This is a genomic window from Sporosarcina cyprini (assembly GCF_022048975.1).
Taxonomy (GTDB): Bacteria; Bacillota; Bacilli; order Bacillales_A; family Planococcaceae; genus Sporosarcina; species Sporosarcina cyprini.
The window spans coordinates 111,376-124,303 of the sequence record NZ_JAKMHX010000022.1 but is presented as its reverse complement, the minus strand read 5'-3'; the positions used below and the strand labels follow the sequence as shown (position 1 = coordinate 124,303).

Genomic DNA, 12,928 nt, shown 5'->3' with positions numbered 1-12,928 from the left:
TCAGCCCAATCGGGAATGCTAGTGGGAAACGAGACAAGGAGTGATTGGATTGTCAAAAAGCTATGCAGGAGATAAAGATCACAATCCGACTGTCAATCAAGGAGATTCTTCCTCCGTTGCGAATAATGCGGCTAGAAAGGCGGAGCAGCGCGTTGACGAGATCCGTAAAGAAGCACAGGACGAAGTAAAACGCCATCAACAATATTCAAATGACCAGTAAATGCAAGGACCTTCCCGTGGATAGGAGAAGGTCCTTTTTCTTTTATTCACCAAGATAACCCGTCAAAATAACCATCATCAGCAAACCGAGAATGAAGGAGAAGGTCGCAGAACGTTCATGGCCATGCCCGTGGCTCTCGGGAATCAATTCTTTATAGACAATGAACAGCATGGCACCAGCAGCAAAAGCCAGTCCATACGGCACAATCACAAAAAGCTGTCCCCCGAAAAGCAGGCCGGCCCATGCGGAAGCGAATTCGGTAAACCCTGCTAAAAACGTATAGCCGAAAGCCTTCCACCGGCCAGTCCCTTGTGTAATGAGAAAGAGCGCGAGCAAGAAGCCCTCAGGAATATTCTGCAAGCCAATCGCCAAAGCCACCAATGGTCCCAAGTCGTCCACCTGACTGGCAAAGCTGACACCGACAGACAGCCCTTCCGGTACATTATGCAGCGCCATCGTGATGAACAGCAGAAACGCCCCCGCCGGCATCGTGTCGGAATGCTCCAAGTCGCTGTGCGGAAGGGTTTGTTCAAGCAAAGTCAAAACGAGTGCCCCTAATAGAATGCCTACACAAAGCACCGTCATATTGGAAAGCTTGAGAGCAGAAGGAATGAGGCTATAAGTAGAGGCGGCGACCATGACACCAGCCGTAAACGCAAGCAGGTTGTCTTTTTTTCCGTGCGATAGGTTGGCAATAAATAAGGTCGGCAGGGCTCCGAGCAATGTACAAAATGACGAGATGAAAATACTGACGATCGGCAATGATGCCATACAGCACCTCCTCCTATTCCTATGGCAAGTGTATGTCCAAGTGAATTTCGGCAGTACTGAATTTAACGGTCCCTTGTCAGCTGGTTGTAGCACCTAGAAGGAAAAAGAAAGGTGCATAGAGAAGAAGAGAGAGGCCCATAAAAGGACTTGCTTCACATAAACCAAGGGATAGCGGGCGGCTTGAAAGGAATCGGTATGTCGGGTTGAACGCTCGAAACCCCGGTTCGAACGCCAGAAAAACAAAATGAACGTCAGAATCCCGGTCCGAACGCCAGAAAAATGAAATGAACGCCAGAATCGTGGTTTGAACGCCAGAAAAACGAAATGAACGCCAGAATCGTGGTTTGAACGCCAGAAAAACGAAATGAACGCCAGAATCGTGGTTTGAACGCCAGAAAAACGAAATGAACGCCAGAATCGTGGTTCGAACGCAAGAAAAACAAAATGAACGCCAGAATCGTGGTCCGAACGCCAGAAAAATGAAATGAACGCCAGAACCCTCGGCTCCGAACGCCAGTAAACCAAAACAAATACCCAAAAAACAATGTCAAAACAGCCAGTGGGAGGACTTGCATGACAACGCCGTTAACCATAGAGGAGATACCACAAGAATTGATTTACATAACAGGTGCCATTCACGACATTCGGTTTCCGAAACAAGGACATACTTCCGATGTAGGGATTGTCGATGGAGAGAAAGGTCCATATATTATAAAGCGGGCAAAAGAGGAGCTGTTTCAGTCGTGGCTCGTGCGGGAGGAGTATGTGCTGCGAAACTTAATGGGTTCGGGGCTGCCTGTGCCTATAGTCTTTGGAAGCACGACGACACCCGGCGGGCAATGGCTCGTACTAGAAGTGTTGGAGGGAGAACCGATCCGCTCAGCGCTCTCGCGGGAAACGGATGACATGCAGCGCCGTTCCTTGTTGTTTCAGTTCGGCCAGCTGCTCGCGCGTTTGCATTCAGCTCCATGTCCGCGGGGGCTTAAAGAAGAAGGGGACTGGTTGGACCGGCAGCTTGAAACAGCTCAGTTTAACGTGCAGCATTATCAAGTCGATGGCACGGCTGAGTTGCTGGAACGGTTAATGACATCCAGGCCACAAGAGGTGGAACAGACATTAATTCATGGCGACTGCACCGTCGACAATGTACTTGTTGCAAACGGTAAAGTGACCGGATTGATCGATTGGAGTGGAGGAGGATTTGGCGATCCCCGGTATGATGTGGCGCTTGCGATCCGGCCGAAACCAGGGATGTTTGAAAAAGCAGAGGATCGGGAGTTTTTCTTTGAGGGGTATGGGTCTCGCATCAGCAAGGAAGAGTATGTTTACTTCGCGGATGGGTTGTACGATTTTTTCTAATTAAGCCCATAAGAAAGCCAGGCCCTCACTCGCGCCTGGCTTGTCCGTTTTATTTGAATTTCTCAGGATAGATTGCTTTTGCTAGCAGCTCAACTGCTTCTCCGATGCGTGGTCCTGGTCTTGACATCATATCGCTGTCCAATTGGATGACGCGGTCTTCTTTTACCGCTTGTAATGTATCCCATCCTTCACGGCTTTTGATTTCGTTGACAGGGTCCGGAATATACGACACGGTCGTGACAATGACATCGGGCTGTTTGGTAAGGATATCTTCTTCGGATACTTTGATCCATCCTTCTTGTTCGCCGAAAACATTTGTCACGTTTGCATGATTAAAGATTTCTTGCTGGAATGTGCCTTTGCCGGTTGTGTAAATATCCGGAGCGGGGCTGATTTCAAAATACATCTGTTTCGGATCGTCTAAATCGCCCAGCTGCTCTGTAACCGAGTTGATCTTAGATTTGATGTCCGCGATAACGGAATCTCCCTTTTCTTGAAGGTTCAACACATCCGCAATTTGTGATATATCGCCGTACACGTCATCAAAAGAGCTTGCAGATTGAATGACAAATACCGGAATGCCGGCTTCTTCCAATGTGCCGAGTCCTTCTACTTCTCCGCCTGTCGAATAAGCGATGACAACATCGGGATTCATTTCAATGATCCGTTCGCCATTAAATTTGACTGAATCGGAAACCCGTTCGATGTCCAAAGCTTCCTTCGGATATGTATCATAATCCGTAGCCCCAATAATTTGGTCGCCAACGCCTAATGCGAAAAGAATTTCTGTGTTGCTTGGCTGCAGGGAAACGATGCTCTCCGGTGTTTTTTCAAACGTGATTTCTTTTCCTCGATCATCTGTTACTGTGTAGGAAGTGACTTCCTCTTGCGGTGTTTCCGTCTTTGCAGCTTCTGCTCCCTCTTTCTTCTTGTCGCTTCCACATGCACCAAGCATGAAAACAATAAGAAGGGCAAGAAGCCCATTCAACCAAATCCGTTTATTCATCTCAATTGACCTCCACTTGTTTTTTCATCTTCCGAACGGGATACGACTTGCTGATGAAAGGAATTTCTTCCACGCCGCTCACTTTGTTCGTATAGACGGCCATTACAAATAAGACGTTTGCCAGCAAATTCGCATAGTCGAATAAAATGTCCGGCACTTCGCGTTCCAATGAAACCTTGTGTAATGCACGGACCGATTTCTTCGCTTCACTTCGGCAGACATGCAGCACACAAGCGGCATGCGACCCTTGCGGCAAAACGAACTGCTCGATCAACTCCCCGACTTCTTCCACATAGGAATCATACAGATCGCTCAGACGCTTTACATCCTCATCCGTAACCGCCAGTTTTCCGCGCACGGATCCATTCAAATGGTAGGCGAGCGGCTGTAGATACCGAAGATCTGCATGGACTTTCTCCACATCTTCCGTCAGTGCCAGCGCTTCGCCGATCCTCGTCGTCAATGAATCGGTGCGGATTTCAAAATCGACAGTCGAAGCCGATTCCCGCATGAACGGGTAACAGATGTACCGTTTGTCCTGTTTCAAAATATCTCCTCCTTTTCTTTCGAATAAATGATGTATTCCGCTTCTGGCGCCAATGAAAAAAACCACCCAAGGAGATGGGTGGCGACAAACAGATCTATAGCAACAAATGCCTACTAATCCAATATGTCGTATCTTCCCTTTTTTCCGAAGGAGCAAAATACACATTGAAAAAGCGGGTATCCTGACTTGTGCTTCATTCTCGGTGAGAGCCTTCCCATTCTTTACGAACAGTGGCATATTCTCACTTCGTCCACACTTACAGTTGCGGAAACAGTTCCGGATTTTAACCGGATTCCCCATTCACATAGGTTTCTATGACTCTTTCAATTATTTATTCAACTAGACGATTGTACCATACAAATTGAAGTCATGGAACTGTGCCATGATTCGGCAGCCGAGGGGAAGGGTATACTTTGGGCGAAATGTGGAAACGGGGAGGGCGGCAATGTGCGGAAAAGCTGGTCCATTTATATGGCTGATTTGAAAAATTTGAGCCGCAACTGGGTGGCTGCAGTCATTATTGGGGGATTGATCATTCTCCCTTCTTTATATGCCTGGCTGAATATTTATGCTTCGTGGGATCCGTATGCGAATACGGACCAGTTGCCGGTAGCGGTTGTCAATGAAGACAAAGGGGCGACCATACGGGATGAACCGATTGATGTGGGCGGACAGCTTGTCGACAATTTGAAGCATAATCGGGATATGGACTGGAACTTCACAACCCGTGAGCAGGCAATGGACGGTATTGAATACGGCGATTATTTTGCAGTTTTGATCATACCAGAAAATTTTTCGGAGCGTCTCGGAACGGTTATTTCCGGTGAGCCGGAGAAATCCCAAATTGATTATTACGTGAACGAGAAATTGAACTCCATTGCCCCGAAGATTACAGAAAAAGGGGCCAGCGTTATTGTGGAGAAGGTGAGCAGCCAGTTTATTGCCACTGTAGACGAAGTCATCTTCGACTTGTTCAATCAACTGGGAGTCGAAATTCAGAAAGACTTGCCGGACATTGAGCGATTTGAACAATATATTTTTGATGTCGAGCAAAAGCTGCCGGAAATTCATGAAACGCTGGTCGGCACGCGGAATGATGCCAAGTCGGCTCGGCAGTTGATTCGCCAGGCGCAAAACAAAATGCCGGCCGCGAAGCAGACAGTTTCAGAAGGGCTAGGCACCATCGACCGGACGCTCGGCTTTTTAAATCAAGCAGAAGCCAGACTTAACGAAATGGCCCCGACTATTCAACGAGATTTAAATACAGCATCTCGAATATCGAAAGAAACAAATGATTTTTTGACGAAAGTAGGGGATGTCCAAATCGATTTTACGGAATTGGACCAAGTAAAAGAACGAGTGGACACCCGGATGACAAATGCCATTGGGAAAGTGGAAGCCATTCAGGCGGATCTTGTATGGCTCCGTGATAGGGCGGCTGCAGAGGAAGGGGATGCCGTCCCGGCAAATCCCGAACGCGATAAACGATTGCAGGATGCCATTGACCGGACGGGGGAAATCATAGCCCTCATGACAGAAGCGCAAACGAATGCACGCGCATTGAATGGGCTCGTGGAAGGCAAGGAGCAGCAGTTGAAACAAACGCTTGCTGACCTGCAAGACATCTCAGGCCGTGTTTCCGTTCGTCTCGATCAGTTCATTGCCGAATATGAGCAGACGATCGAACCGACCGTTCGAAGCGAAGTGAAACGGGCGAAAGCCACATTGCAGCAAGGACGGTCCATGCTCATTGAAATCCAAACAACGATTCCGGAAGTGGAACGCGTCCTAGCCAGCACATCTACTCATCTGGAGGACGGACAGGGCATGCTCGATCAAGTGATGGCGGAATATCCTTATGTCTCGGAAAAGGTGAAAAGCTTAGCGAACAGGATCAGGGAAGTAAAAGGCGAAACGGATATTAATGAAATCATTCAGCTGCTGCAAAATGACCCACAGGCAGAACGGAGCTTTTTCGAAGAGCCCATCGTGTTGAATGAGAATAAATTGTTCCCAATCAAAAACTACGGCACCGGGATGACGCCGTTTTATACGGTGCTGTCCATCTGGGTCGGCTGCCTATTATTGATTTCCCTCTTATCGACGGATGCGGAAAATCATGAGGAAATGAGTGCACGCCAAGTCTATGTCGGCAAGTTGATGACCTTCCTGACGATCGGGTTTCTTCAAACGATAATTGTCACCGTTGGGGACCTGACGCTGTTAGGTGTAAAAGCGAATAACCCGGCATGGTTCATTGTCTTCGGCCTCTTTATCAGTGTCATTTTCATGACGCTCGTATACACGCTCGTCACGTTATTCGGCGATGTCGGGAAGGCGCTTGCCATCATTTTGCTCGTCCTTCAAATTGCCGGCTCGGGCGGCACGTATCCCGTCATGCTGCTGCCGGAATTCTTTCAATGGATCAATCCGGGACTGCCCTTCACATATGCCATCGACCTAATGCGGGAAGCGGTCGGCGGGATTGTATGGAGACGGGTGATGACCGATTTTACCTTCTTGCTTATAACAGGCGTGGCTATCTTTATCGTCGGCTACTTCTTGAAGGAGATGGTGAATCGGAAGACGCATCAATTGCTGCGGAAATCGAGAGAATCCGGGCTGTTCCACTAAAAGGCCAGCTGTGCGTGTATATCCATACGGAAAAAACGATAAAGAAGGTGGCAGTAATTTGCCATGAATAAAAAAAAGCAGCTCCACGATCGATTGACCGAAAAGAACAATGGATTGAATGACACATAGGAAGTGTTGTATGCCAAGAATTTTAAACGCGCGGATAATGCGCTGAAGAAAAACGAGAAGAAGTGAGTTGGAAAAGCCACAAATGGACCAGGATCGGTCGAATTGTGGCTTTCCTTTTTATGTAATGTACAGAAGAGGTCTATGCTTTTATTGGGCTAACACATGCTCGGCAAACCTTTGGATCCGTTCAGAATATTCCGCTGTGCCATTATCGAATGCCTTCGTATGGCCGGCGTTCGGCACAATCCATAATTCCTTCTCACCACCGGCTGCATCGTACAGCTCATAAGCCATTTCCGTCGGCACCAAATCGTCTGAGTCGCCATGAATGAGCAGGAGTGGAACTTGATTCTTCTTCACCTGGTAAAGGGCAGACGCCTCTTCAAACGTGTAGCCGGCGCGTATTTTCGTAACAACGCTTGTCACTTGTAGCAACGGAAACGATGGTAGATTGTAAATGGATTTTAGCTGATGGGCCAGTTCCCCTTTCACTGTGCTATACGCACTGTCCGCGATAATCCCCTTCACTTCTGGAGGGAGCTTTTCTCCGCTCGTCATTAGAACTGTGGCGGCTCCCATGGAATTGCCATGCAAAAGGATCTGTTTCGCTCCATGCTCTTTAATCAGGTAATCGATCCAGTCTTTATAATCAAGCCGGTCATGCCAGCCATAGCCGATATATTCGCCTTCACTTTTCCCGTGACCCCGTGCATCGGGCAGTAACACGTCAAAACCGAGGTCGTAATACATCTTCGCCAATTTCCCCATATTATCCCCTGAGTTACGAAAACCATGGGCCAGGATGACCGTTTTATCCGAGTGTTCCGCATGTTTAATGTACTGCGCATGCAACCGCAGCTCATCGAATGATTTCATCTCGATCGACAGGCGTTCCTGCGAATCAAACCATTCTTTTGCTTCACGCAGCAGCTGTTGATCGGCATCGCTTGCCACTGCATTCACAGCCTCCGACTCAGTATGCAGCTCCACTTCCGTACCGCGCTTCACGCCTTGATTGTAAAAATAATTGCCCGCAATGACCAGGACAACCACTAGGATAGTGGCCAGGCTCCCGATCGCGACGCCAATTTTGCGTTTCATTGCCATTCCCCCTTGCCTATCATCGTATCATTTTAGGACGTGCCATATGACAAGGATTTCAATGTGAAAAGAAAAAAGACACCTCGTCAAAGGTGTCTTCCATACTTAAAAGTCGATATGATCTGGATCGGGACCAACGCGCTTGTCCTCGTTCAACTGGTTAATCCGTTCCATTTCTTCATCAGTCAATTGAAAGTCAAAGACATCAGCATTTTCAGCAATACGGTTTTCGTTGATCGATTTAGGGATGGTGACCACGCCGTTCTGCAAATCCCAGCGGATAATGACTTGTGCAACCGATTTGCCGTGGGTGCCGGCAATTTCTGATAGAACCGGATTATCGAGCAATTGACCTTGGGCTAGAGGTGACCACGCCTCCAGTCGAATGTTGTGCTGTTCACAGAATGCTTTCACTTCCGTTTGCGTCAATTGTGGATGATATTCCACTTGATTGACCATCGGGGTGACTGTCGCATCTTCAAGCAAATCTTCGAGGTGATGAACTTTGAAATTGCTGACGCCAATCGCGCGAACTTTCTCTTCTTTGTAGAGTGTTTCTAACGCGCGCCACGTTTCTTTATATTTTCCTTTAACAGGCCAATGAACAAGATACAAATCCAAATAATCCAAACCGAGTTTCCGTAAACTGATCTCATAAGCCTCAATGGTCGAGTCGTACCCTTGATCAGAATTCCAGACCTTAGAGGTGATGAACAAATCCTCGCGTTTCAAGCCGTTTTCTTCAATGGCCTCGCGGATTGCCTGGCCCACCCCTTCTTCATTCTTATAAACGGCTGCCGTATCGATGCTCCGGTATCCATGGCGAATAGCCGTTTTTACTGCTTCAATTACTTCTGGTCCTTCTTGCACTTTGAACACGCCAAGCCCCAGCCAAGGCATTTCCACTCCATTATGCAATTTCGTAGTATCTTGCAAATGATTGATCATATACATACCCTCCCAGTTTGGTGATGTGGTAACAGGCTTATTTTCTCACATCTCTTCGTAGAAATGTTAGATGGAAGACTTGGTTTCGTGAGAAGGCTGAAATGCCCACTATTAAATTCAGGTCCTTGCTCATAGGAACTTATCTCTTCAATGAACCGTAGTGAAGTGTAGATGTTCATAGGGGAGGAGTTTACATGAAATCAAAGAAATGGCATGTAAGATGGCTTGTTATTTGCTGTTTAGGATTGATTGCTTGTTCGGACCAAAAGGAAACGGAAAAGGCGGAAGCGGCGCCAGAATCCACTGCGGTGGAAGAGGCGAAGGAAGTGATTCCGACAGCAGCTCGAACAGTGGAAGAGATGATCGAGCAACCTGCTGGGAAGCTGATTGAGGAATATATGGATCCGAAAATCGAGGCGGCCCGGACGGTAGATTATGTGAGATACTTCCGGTTTTACGAGGACGAGTTCAGCGACATGATGAAAGAGCAATTGTCGTCTTACTTCAAAGAGCATCCAGACGCAAAGGCGGATGAAATCTATGACTACCTCGTTTTTCAACTCGGATCAGGGCAATATAAAGGACTTTATGAACAGCTGGCTTCTTATGAGCACGGATACGTCATGCCGGAGCTGCCGGATGGCGAAGATGAAATCGAAATTGCCAAGAGGCAAAAGACGAATATTGTTATCCTTATGGATGCGAGCGGCAGCATGAAGGGAGAGGTCGATGGCCGGATAAAAATGGATCTCGCTAAAGAGGCTATCGAGAACTTCACGAGCCAACTCGATAATGAAGTGAATGTGGCGCTCTTTGCGTATGGACATAAAGGAGCGGGCACGCAAGCAGACAAGGCGTTATCGTGCGGAGCTATCGATGAAGTGTACCCACTTTCCTCGTATAACAAGAACTCGTTTCATGATGCAATGGAATCGTTCGGCGCGAGCGGCTGGACGCCGCTGGCCGGTGCAATTGAAAAAGCGGCAGCCTACCTGGCATCCTACGACAGGGAGGAATACCGAAATATTGTTTACATCGTTAGCGATGGAATAGAAACGTGCGGCGGTGATCCCGTCGAAGCCGCAACGCAATTGAACGCAAGTGATATTGAAGCAAAAGTGAATATTATCGGATTCGATGTAGACGACGAAGGGCAAGCCCAATTGAAGCAAGTCGCGGAAGCAGGCGGCGGGCAATATGCAACTGTCCGGAACCAATCAGAATTCGAAGGCGTGTTAATCAAAAAATGGAAACCAAGCATGATGCAAGTTCTGAGCCAACAAGGCGTGAAACTGCATGAAATGGTTCACCAATGGGAAGATCTATACGCCATCTACGATCCACTCTCTAATTTATCAACCCGCGAAAGAATTCGAATTGTCGATGCTGCTTACTACTTGAAGAATCAAAAGTTAATAGATGAAGAAGAAGGAAGCAAAGTGATTGAGCTGGCAAAACAGATGGGTGAAATGCGCGATGAACATTTTGTAAGCTTGAAAGACCAAAAAGGCGAAGAAGCCGAAAAAGCAATGAAAGAAATCGACGATGCCGTGGAAGCATGGCAAGAAAAATGGAAGAAAGAACTGGAGAATGAGTGATGAGTGGTTGGAATGGCGTGCATTTTGCACGCCGCATTGGCAGTGTGGCGGTTGCCGCGGGCAGCAGCGGATCTGGTAGTGAGGGGAAATAGTTGGCGCAAGAGACGGTGGATCCTGCGCCGGCGAAACAGTTGGTTAAGCCTCTGCCAATGTCGCTCTCGTAGCTATTAATTGGTTTGAGACAGTAATCATATGGCGTCTCAAACCATACTGTAGCTTCAAGGGAACTAACAACGGCGTTTCTCCTAGGTATCTCTGTTCGGATCAATATATTGGCGTTCAGCTGAAGTTAATGGCGTTCATCCTAATTTATTGGCGTTCAGTTGAAGTTAATGGCGTTCATCCCGATTTATTGGCGTTCAGCTGAAGTTAATGGTGTTGATCCCGAGTTAATGGCGAATATCCTGATTTATTGGCGTTCGACTGAAGTTAATGGCGTTCATCCTGATTTATTGGCGTTCGCCGTGATAATTTGGCATTGAACCTGATATTCAGTCACCCAACATCCAAGTCCGAACGCCGTTGCCTGGCGTCCGAGCTGGGGCGGGTTATATACCACAAGCTCCACGTTCATTTTAGGGAATTATTCTTGCTGTTCGATTGTTTAGTTATCGTTTCAACAAAGATATTGTTTGATGGTGTTTCGCTCGGTAACTTGAGTTCGCCGGTCTGTATTAAATGAATGAGCGTTTGAATATCTTCTTTTGTGGCGGGTTGCTTGGCGTCCTGCAATTCATATCCCAGTTGTCCGTTTGATTCCAGCGTTGCATGTTTGACATCTTGAATGGAGGAGATGCCGACTTGACGGAGCCTGGCTTCTAGCTGATCGACCGTCAATCTCATTTTTCTCATGTTTTTTATGTGTAATTGGCCATCAATGATGATGGGTTTGCCTCTGTTGGTGATGATGGTTTCGGATGTATCGATCACTAATTCCAGCCATTCTGTCACAATCAGGCAGATGATCAGGATGGCAGCTAGGCCGAATGTTGTCCAGAGGCCGTGGCCTGTGACAGGTTGGATGATTAAGGTGCCTAATGAAAACAAGACGACGACTTGGGGTACTGTCATTTCTGAAATGGATTTTCTGCCGCTAATCCGCAGCAATACTGTGGCCACAATAAAGATGAGCAGTGTTTTCCATATATACTCCATCCTCATGTACCTCCTTTACTTACCTTAGTGTTCGTGCGGTTGCGAATCCTATACCTGTTCTATGGACATGGCAAATTTGTGTATTTTCAAATATCTTATTTATTCCTGCTGACTTTTATTGTATATTAATGCTAGACATCGAGAATGTCACAAGACAGAGTGAAGGGGAATGAGTACGATCCGAATCAATTGGAGAAAGATATTGATTCTATTGGCAATCGGGTTTCTTGCAGTTCAAGTGGCTGGTAGTTTTTTCTTCTATGATCTGGCAATCAAGCGAGGTCCGAAAGAGTATTTAGAGAAAAATGCGGACTTGGAAGTAGCGGATCAAACACTTGAGCTTTATTTGAAAGGTGACTGGAGACAGTGGGTCGCCGATCAAAAATTTGAACGCATGAGCCTGACGTCGCGTGATGGATTACAACTGTCCGGATACTATTTGCCGGCTGCCAAGCCTACCAAAAAGTTGGTCATTTTGACACATGGGTATCTTGGCAATGCAAAACAGATGGGGCTGTTCGGACAGTATTATCATAATGAATTAGGCTATAACATCTTCATGCCGGATGCGAGAGGGCATGGCAAGAGTGAAGGGGATTACTATGGATTTGGCTGGCCGGACCGGTTGGATTTAATAGATTGGACGGATCAGTTGGTCAAGAAATTAGGGCCCGACACGGAAGTTGCCTATCATGGGCTTTCGATGGGAGCCGCGACGGTATTGATGGCTAGTGGAGAGGAAGAGCTTCCCCGCCAAGTAAAGGCAATCATCGCGGATAGCCCGTATGAGTCGGTCTATTCGTTATTTACTTACCAAATGAACAGGATGTTCCATCTTCCTGCATTTCCGTTGCTGGATGGAACGAGCATGGTAACGAAATTCAGAGCCGGCTATTCATTCCGAGAGGCGAGTGCCTTGAAGGAAGTGAAACGGACGCGCATTCCGATCCTATATATCCACGGTAAAAGCGATACGTTCGTGCCAACTGAAATGGCAGAGGATCTTTATCGCAATACGGCAAGTGAAAAGGATATTTTCCTAGTGGCGAAAGCGAATCATGGCGAGTCGTTTGCTCTTGCGGGGGATGCTTACAAGCAAAAGATGAACCAGTTCCTCAACCGGTATGTGACGGATCAGGATAGGGTTTCTAAATAATATGTAGGGTTTCCAAGTCATATTGGAAACCCTTTTTTCATGACTGGTCCCGCTCGATTTGCTTTTTGACCATTTCCGGGCTGGTGTCACTGTAGACGCCCGTCCCTTTTCCTCCGGTTTTGGCAATCAAAGCTTTCACTTCGTTATAGGTTAGTCCGGAATTGGCGTTTTGCCGTTTGACCTCGTTAATATCTGTGCCGGCAACCGTTTGATTCGGTTCGTTGTTCATGGATTCAGTCAACCTCCTTTTCCCGTAGGATGGTTGGAACAGAAAGGTCTATGCAATGAATTTTGTCTCTGTTTG

The 12,928-nt window shown here is 47.2% G+C and carries 14 protein-coding genes and 1 riboswitch; of the genes, 6 read left to right on the top strand and 8 right to left on the bottom strand.

What is annotated here, in order from left to right; genetic code table 11:
- The first annotated feature begins 49 nt into the window (after positions 1-49).
- On the top strand, positions 50-220 hold the full coding sequence (locus tag L7D49_RS08300; RefSeq protein ID WP_238080361.1) for a hypothetical protein: 171 nt from the start codon (positions 50-52) through the stop codon (positions 218-220).
- A 42-nt stretch (positions 221-262) separates the two neighbouring features.
- Here L7D49_RS08300 and L7D49_RS08295 read toward each other — a convergent pair whose 3' ends face one another.
- Together L7D49_RS08295 and L7D49_RS08290 are read right to left on the bottom strand one after the other, a co-directional pair.
- Positions 263-991 carry a ZIP family metal transporter gene (locus L7D49_RS08295; RefSeq protein WP_238080360.1) on the bottom strand — a complete coding sequence of 243 codons (729 nt, stop codon included), beginning with the start codon at positions 989-991 and terminating at the stop codon, positions 263-265.
- A gap of 251 nt (positions 992-1,242) precedes the next feature.
- Positions 1,243-1,584, bottom strand: coding sequence for a hypothetical protein (locus L7D49_RS08290; RefSeq protein ID WP_238080359.1), 342 nt, complete (start codon positions 1,582-1,584; stop codon positions 1,243-1,245).
- Here L7D49_RS08290 and L7D49_RS08285 point away from each other — a divergent pair.
- Positions 1,565-2,350: a phosphotransferase family protein gene (locus L7D49_RS08285; RefSeq protein ID WP_238080358.1), complete on the top strand. Its 786-nt coding sequence runs from the start codon at positions 1,565-1,567 to the stop codon at positions 2,348-2,350. The two genes, L7D49_RS08290 and L7D49_RS08285, sit on opposite strands and share 20 nt — an antisense overlap.
- A gap of 49 nt (positions 2,351-2,399) precedes the next feature.
- Here L7D49_RS08285 and L7D49_RS08280 read toward each other — a convergent pair whose 3' ends face one another.
- Together L7D49_RS08280 and L7D49_RS08275 are read right to left on the bottom strand one after the other, a co-directional pair.
- Positions 2,400-3,356 carry an ABC transporter substrate-binding protein gene (locus L7D49_RS08280; protein ID WP_238080357.1) on the bottom strand — a complete coding sequence of 319 codons (957 nt, stop codon included), beginning with the start codon at positions 3,354-3,356 and terminating at the stop codon, positions 2,400-2,402.
- Position 3,357: 1 nt separating this feature from the next.
- On the bottom strand, positions 3,358-3,903 hold the full coding sequence (locus tag L7D49_RS08275) for a hypothetical protein (RefSeq protein WP_238080356.1): 546 nt from the start codon (positions 3,901-3,903) through the stop codon (positions 3,358-3,360).
- 154 nt (positions 3,904-4,057) lie between these two features.
- Positions 4,058-4,241, bottom strand: a riboswitch (cobalamin riboswitch).
- Between the two features lie 109 nt (positions 4,242-4,350).
- On the opposite strand from L7D49_RS08275, the gene L7D49_RS08270 reads away from it, so the two are divergent.
- A complete protein-coding gene (locus L7D49_RS08270) occupies positions 4,351-6,537 on the top strand; it encodes a YhgE/Pip family protein (protein WP_238080355.1) in 2,187 nt (728 codons plus the stop codon).
- Between the two features lie 276 nt (positions 6,538-6,813).
- Here L7D49_RS08270 and L7D49_RS08265 read toward each other — a convergent pair whose 3' ends face one another.
- Together L7D49_RS08265 and L7D49_RS08260 are read right to left on the bottom strand one after the other, a co-directional pair.
- Entirely contained in the window at positions 6,814-7,767 is a 954-nt protein-coding gene (locus L7D49_RS08265) for an alpha/beta hydrolase (RefSeq protein WP_238080354.1), read from the bottom strand.
- A 105-nt stretch (positions 7,768-7,872) separates the two neighbouring features.
- Positions 7,873-8,715 (bottom strand): aldo/keto reductase, encoded by an 843-nt coding sequence (locus tag L7D49_RS08260; RefSeq protein WP_238080353.1) that lies wholly within the window; start codon positions 8,713-8,715, stop codon positions 7,873-7,875.
- Between the two features lie 194 nt (positions 8,716-8,909).
- On the opposite strand from L7D49_RS08260, the gene L7D49_RS08255 reads away from it, so the two are divergent.
- Entirely contained in the window at positions 8,910-10,313 is a 1,404-nt protein-coding gene (locus L7D49_RS08255) for a vWA domain-containing protein (protein ID WP_238080352.1), read from the top strand.
- A 323-nt stretch (positions 10,314-10,636) separates the two neighbouring features.
- On the top strand, positions 10,637-10,795 hold the full coding sequence (locus L7D49_RS08250; RefSeq protein WP_238080351.1) for a hypothetical protein: 159 nt from the start codon (positions 10,637-10,639) through the stop codon (positions 10,793-10,795).
- 88 nt (positions 10,796-10,883) lie between these two features.
- Here the strand turns inward: L7D49_RS08250 and L7D49_RS08245 are convergent, their stop codons facing one another.
- The gene (locus tag L7D49_RS08245; RefSeq protein ID WP_238080350.1) at positions 10,884-11,468 is read right to left on the bottom strand and encodes a DUF421 domain-containing protein; all 585 of its coding nucleotides are present in this window, start codon (positions 11,466-11,468) and stop codon (positions 10,884-10,886) included.
- Positions 11,469-11,637: 169 nt separating this feature from the next.
- Between L7D49_RS08245 and L7D49_RS08240 the strand changes: the two genes are divergently transcribed.
- Positions 11,638-12,624 (top strand): alpha/beta hydrolase, encoded by a 987-nt coding sequence (locus tag L7D49_RS08240; RefSeq protein WP_238080349.1) that lies wholly within the window; start codon positions 11,638-11,640, stop codon positions 12,622-12,624.
- A 37-nt stretch (positions 12,625-12,661) separates the two neighbouring features.
- Here the strand turns inward: L7D49_RS08240 and L7D49_RS08235 are convergent, their stop codons facing one another.
- On the bottom strand, positions 12,662-12,853 hold the full coding sequence (locus L7D49_RS08235; RefSeq protein ID WP_238080348.1) for a gamma-type small acid-soluble spore protein: 192 nt from the start codon (positions 12,851-12,853) through the stop codon (positions 12,662-12,664).
- Between the last annotated feature and the right edge of the window lie 75 nt (positions 12,854-12,928).

What these genes read in the sequence shown, in the direction of transcription:
- L7D49_RS08295 (WP_238080360.1), bottom strand. Translation starts at nt 991, where the DNA reads ATGGCATCATTGCCGATCGTCAGTATTTTCATCTCGTCATTTTGTACA.
- L7D49_RS08285 (WP_238080358.1), top strand. Translation starts at nt 1,565, where the DNA reads ATGACAACGCCGTTAACCATAGAGGAGATACCACAAGAATTGATTTAC.
- L7D49_RS08290 (WP_238080359.1), bottom strand. Translation starts at nt 1,584, where the DNA reads ATGGTTAACGGCGTTGTCATGCAAGTCCTCCCACTGGCTGTTTTGACA.
- L7D49_RS08280 (WP_238080357.1), bottom strand. Translation starts at nt 3,356, where the DNA reads ATGAATAAACGGATTTGGTTGAATGGGCTTCTTGCCCTTCTTATTGTT.
- L7D49_RS08265 (WP_238080354.1), bottom strand. Translation starts at nt 7,767, where the DNA reads ATGAAACGCAAAATTGGCGTCGCGATCGGGAGCCTGGCCACTATCCTA.
- L7D49_RS08260 (WP_238080353.1), bottom strand. Translation starts at nt 8,715, where the DNA reads ATGATCAATCATTTGCAAGATACTACGAAATTGCATAATGGAGTGGAA.
- L7D49_RS08255 (WP_238080352.1), top strand. Translation starts at nt 8,910, where the DNA reads ATGAAATCAAAGAAATGGCATGTAAGATGGCTTGTTATTTGCTGTTTA.
- L7D49_RS08245 (WP_238080350.1), bottom strand. Translation starts at nt 11,468, where the DNA reads ATGGAGTATATATGGAAAACACTGCTCATCTTTATTGTGGCCACAGTA.
- L7D49_RS08240 (WP_238080349.1), top strand. Translation starts at nt 11,638, where the DNA reads ATGAGTACGATCCGAATCAATTGGAGAAAGATATTGATTCTATTGGCA.
- L7D49_RS08235 (WP_238080348.1), bottom strand. Translation starts at nt 12,853, where the DNA reads ATGAACAACGAACCGAATCAAACGGTTGCCGGCACAGATATTAACGAG.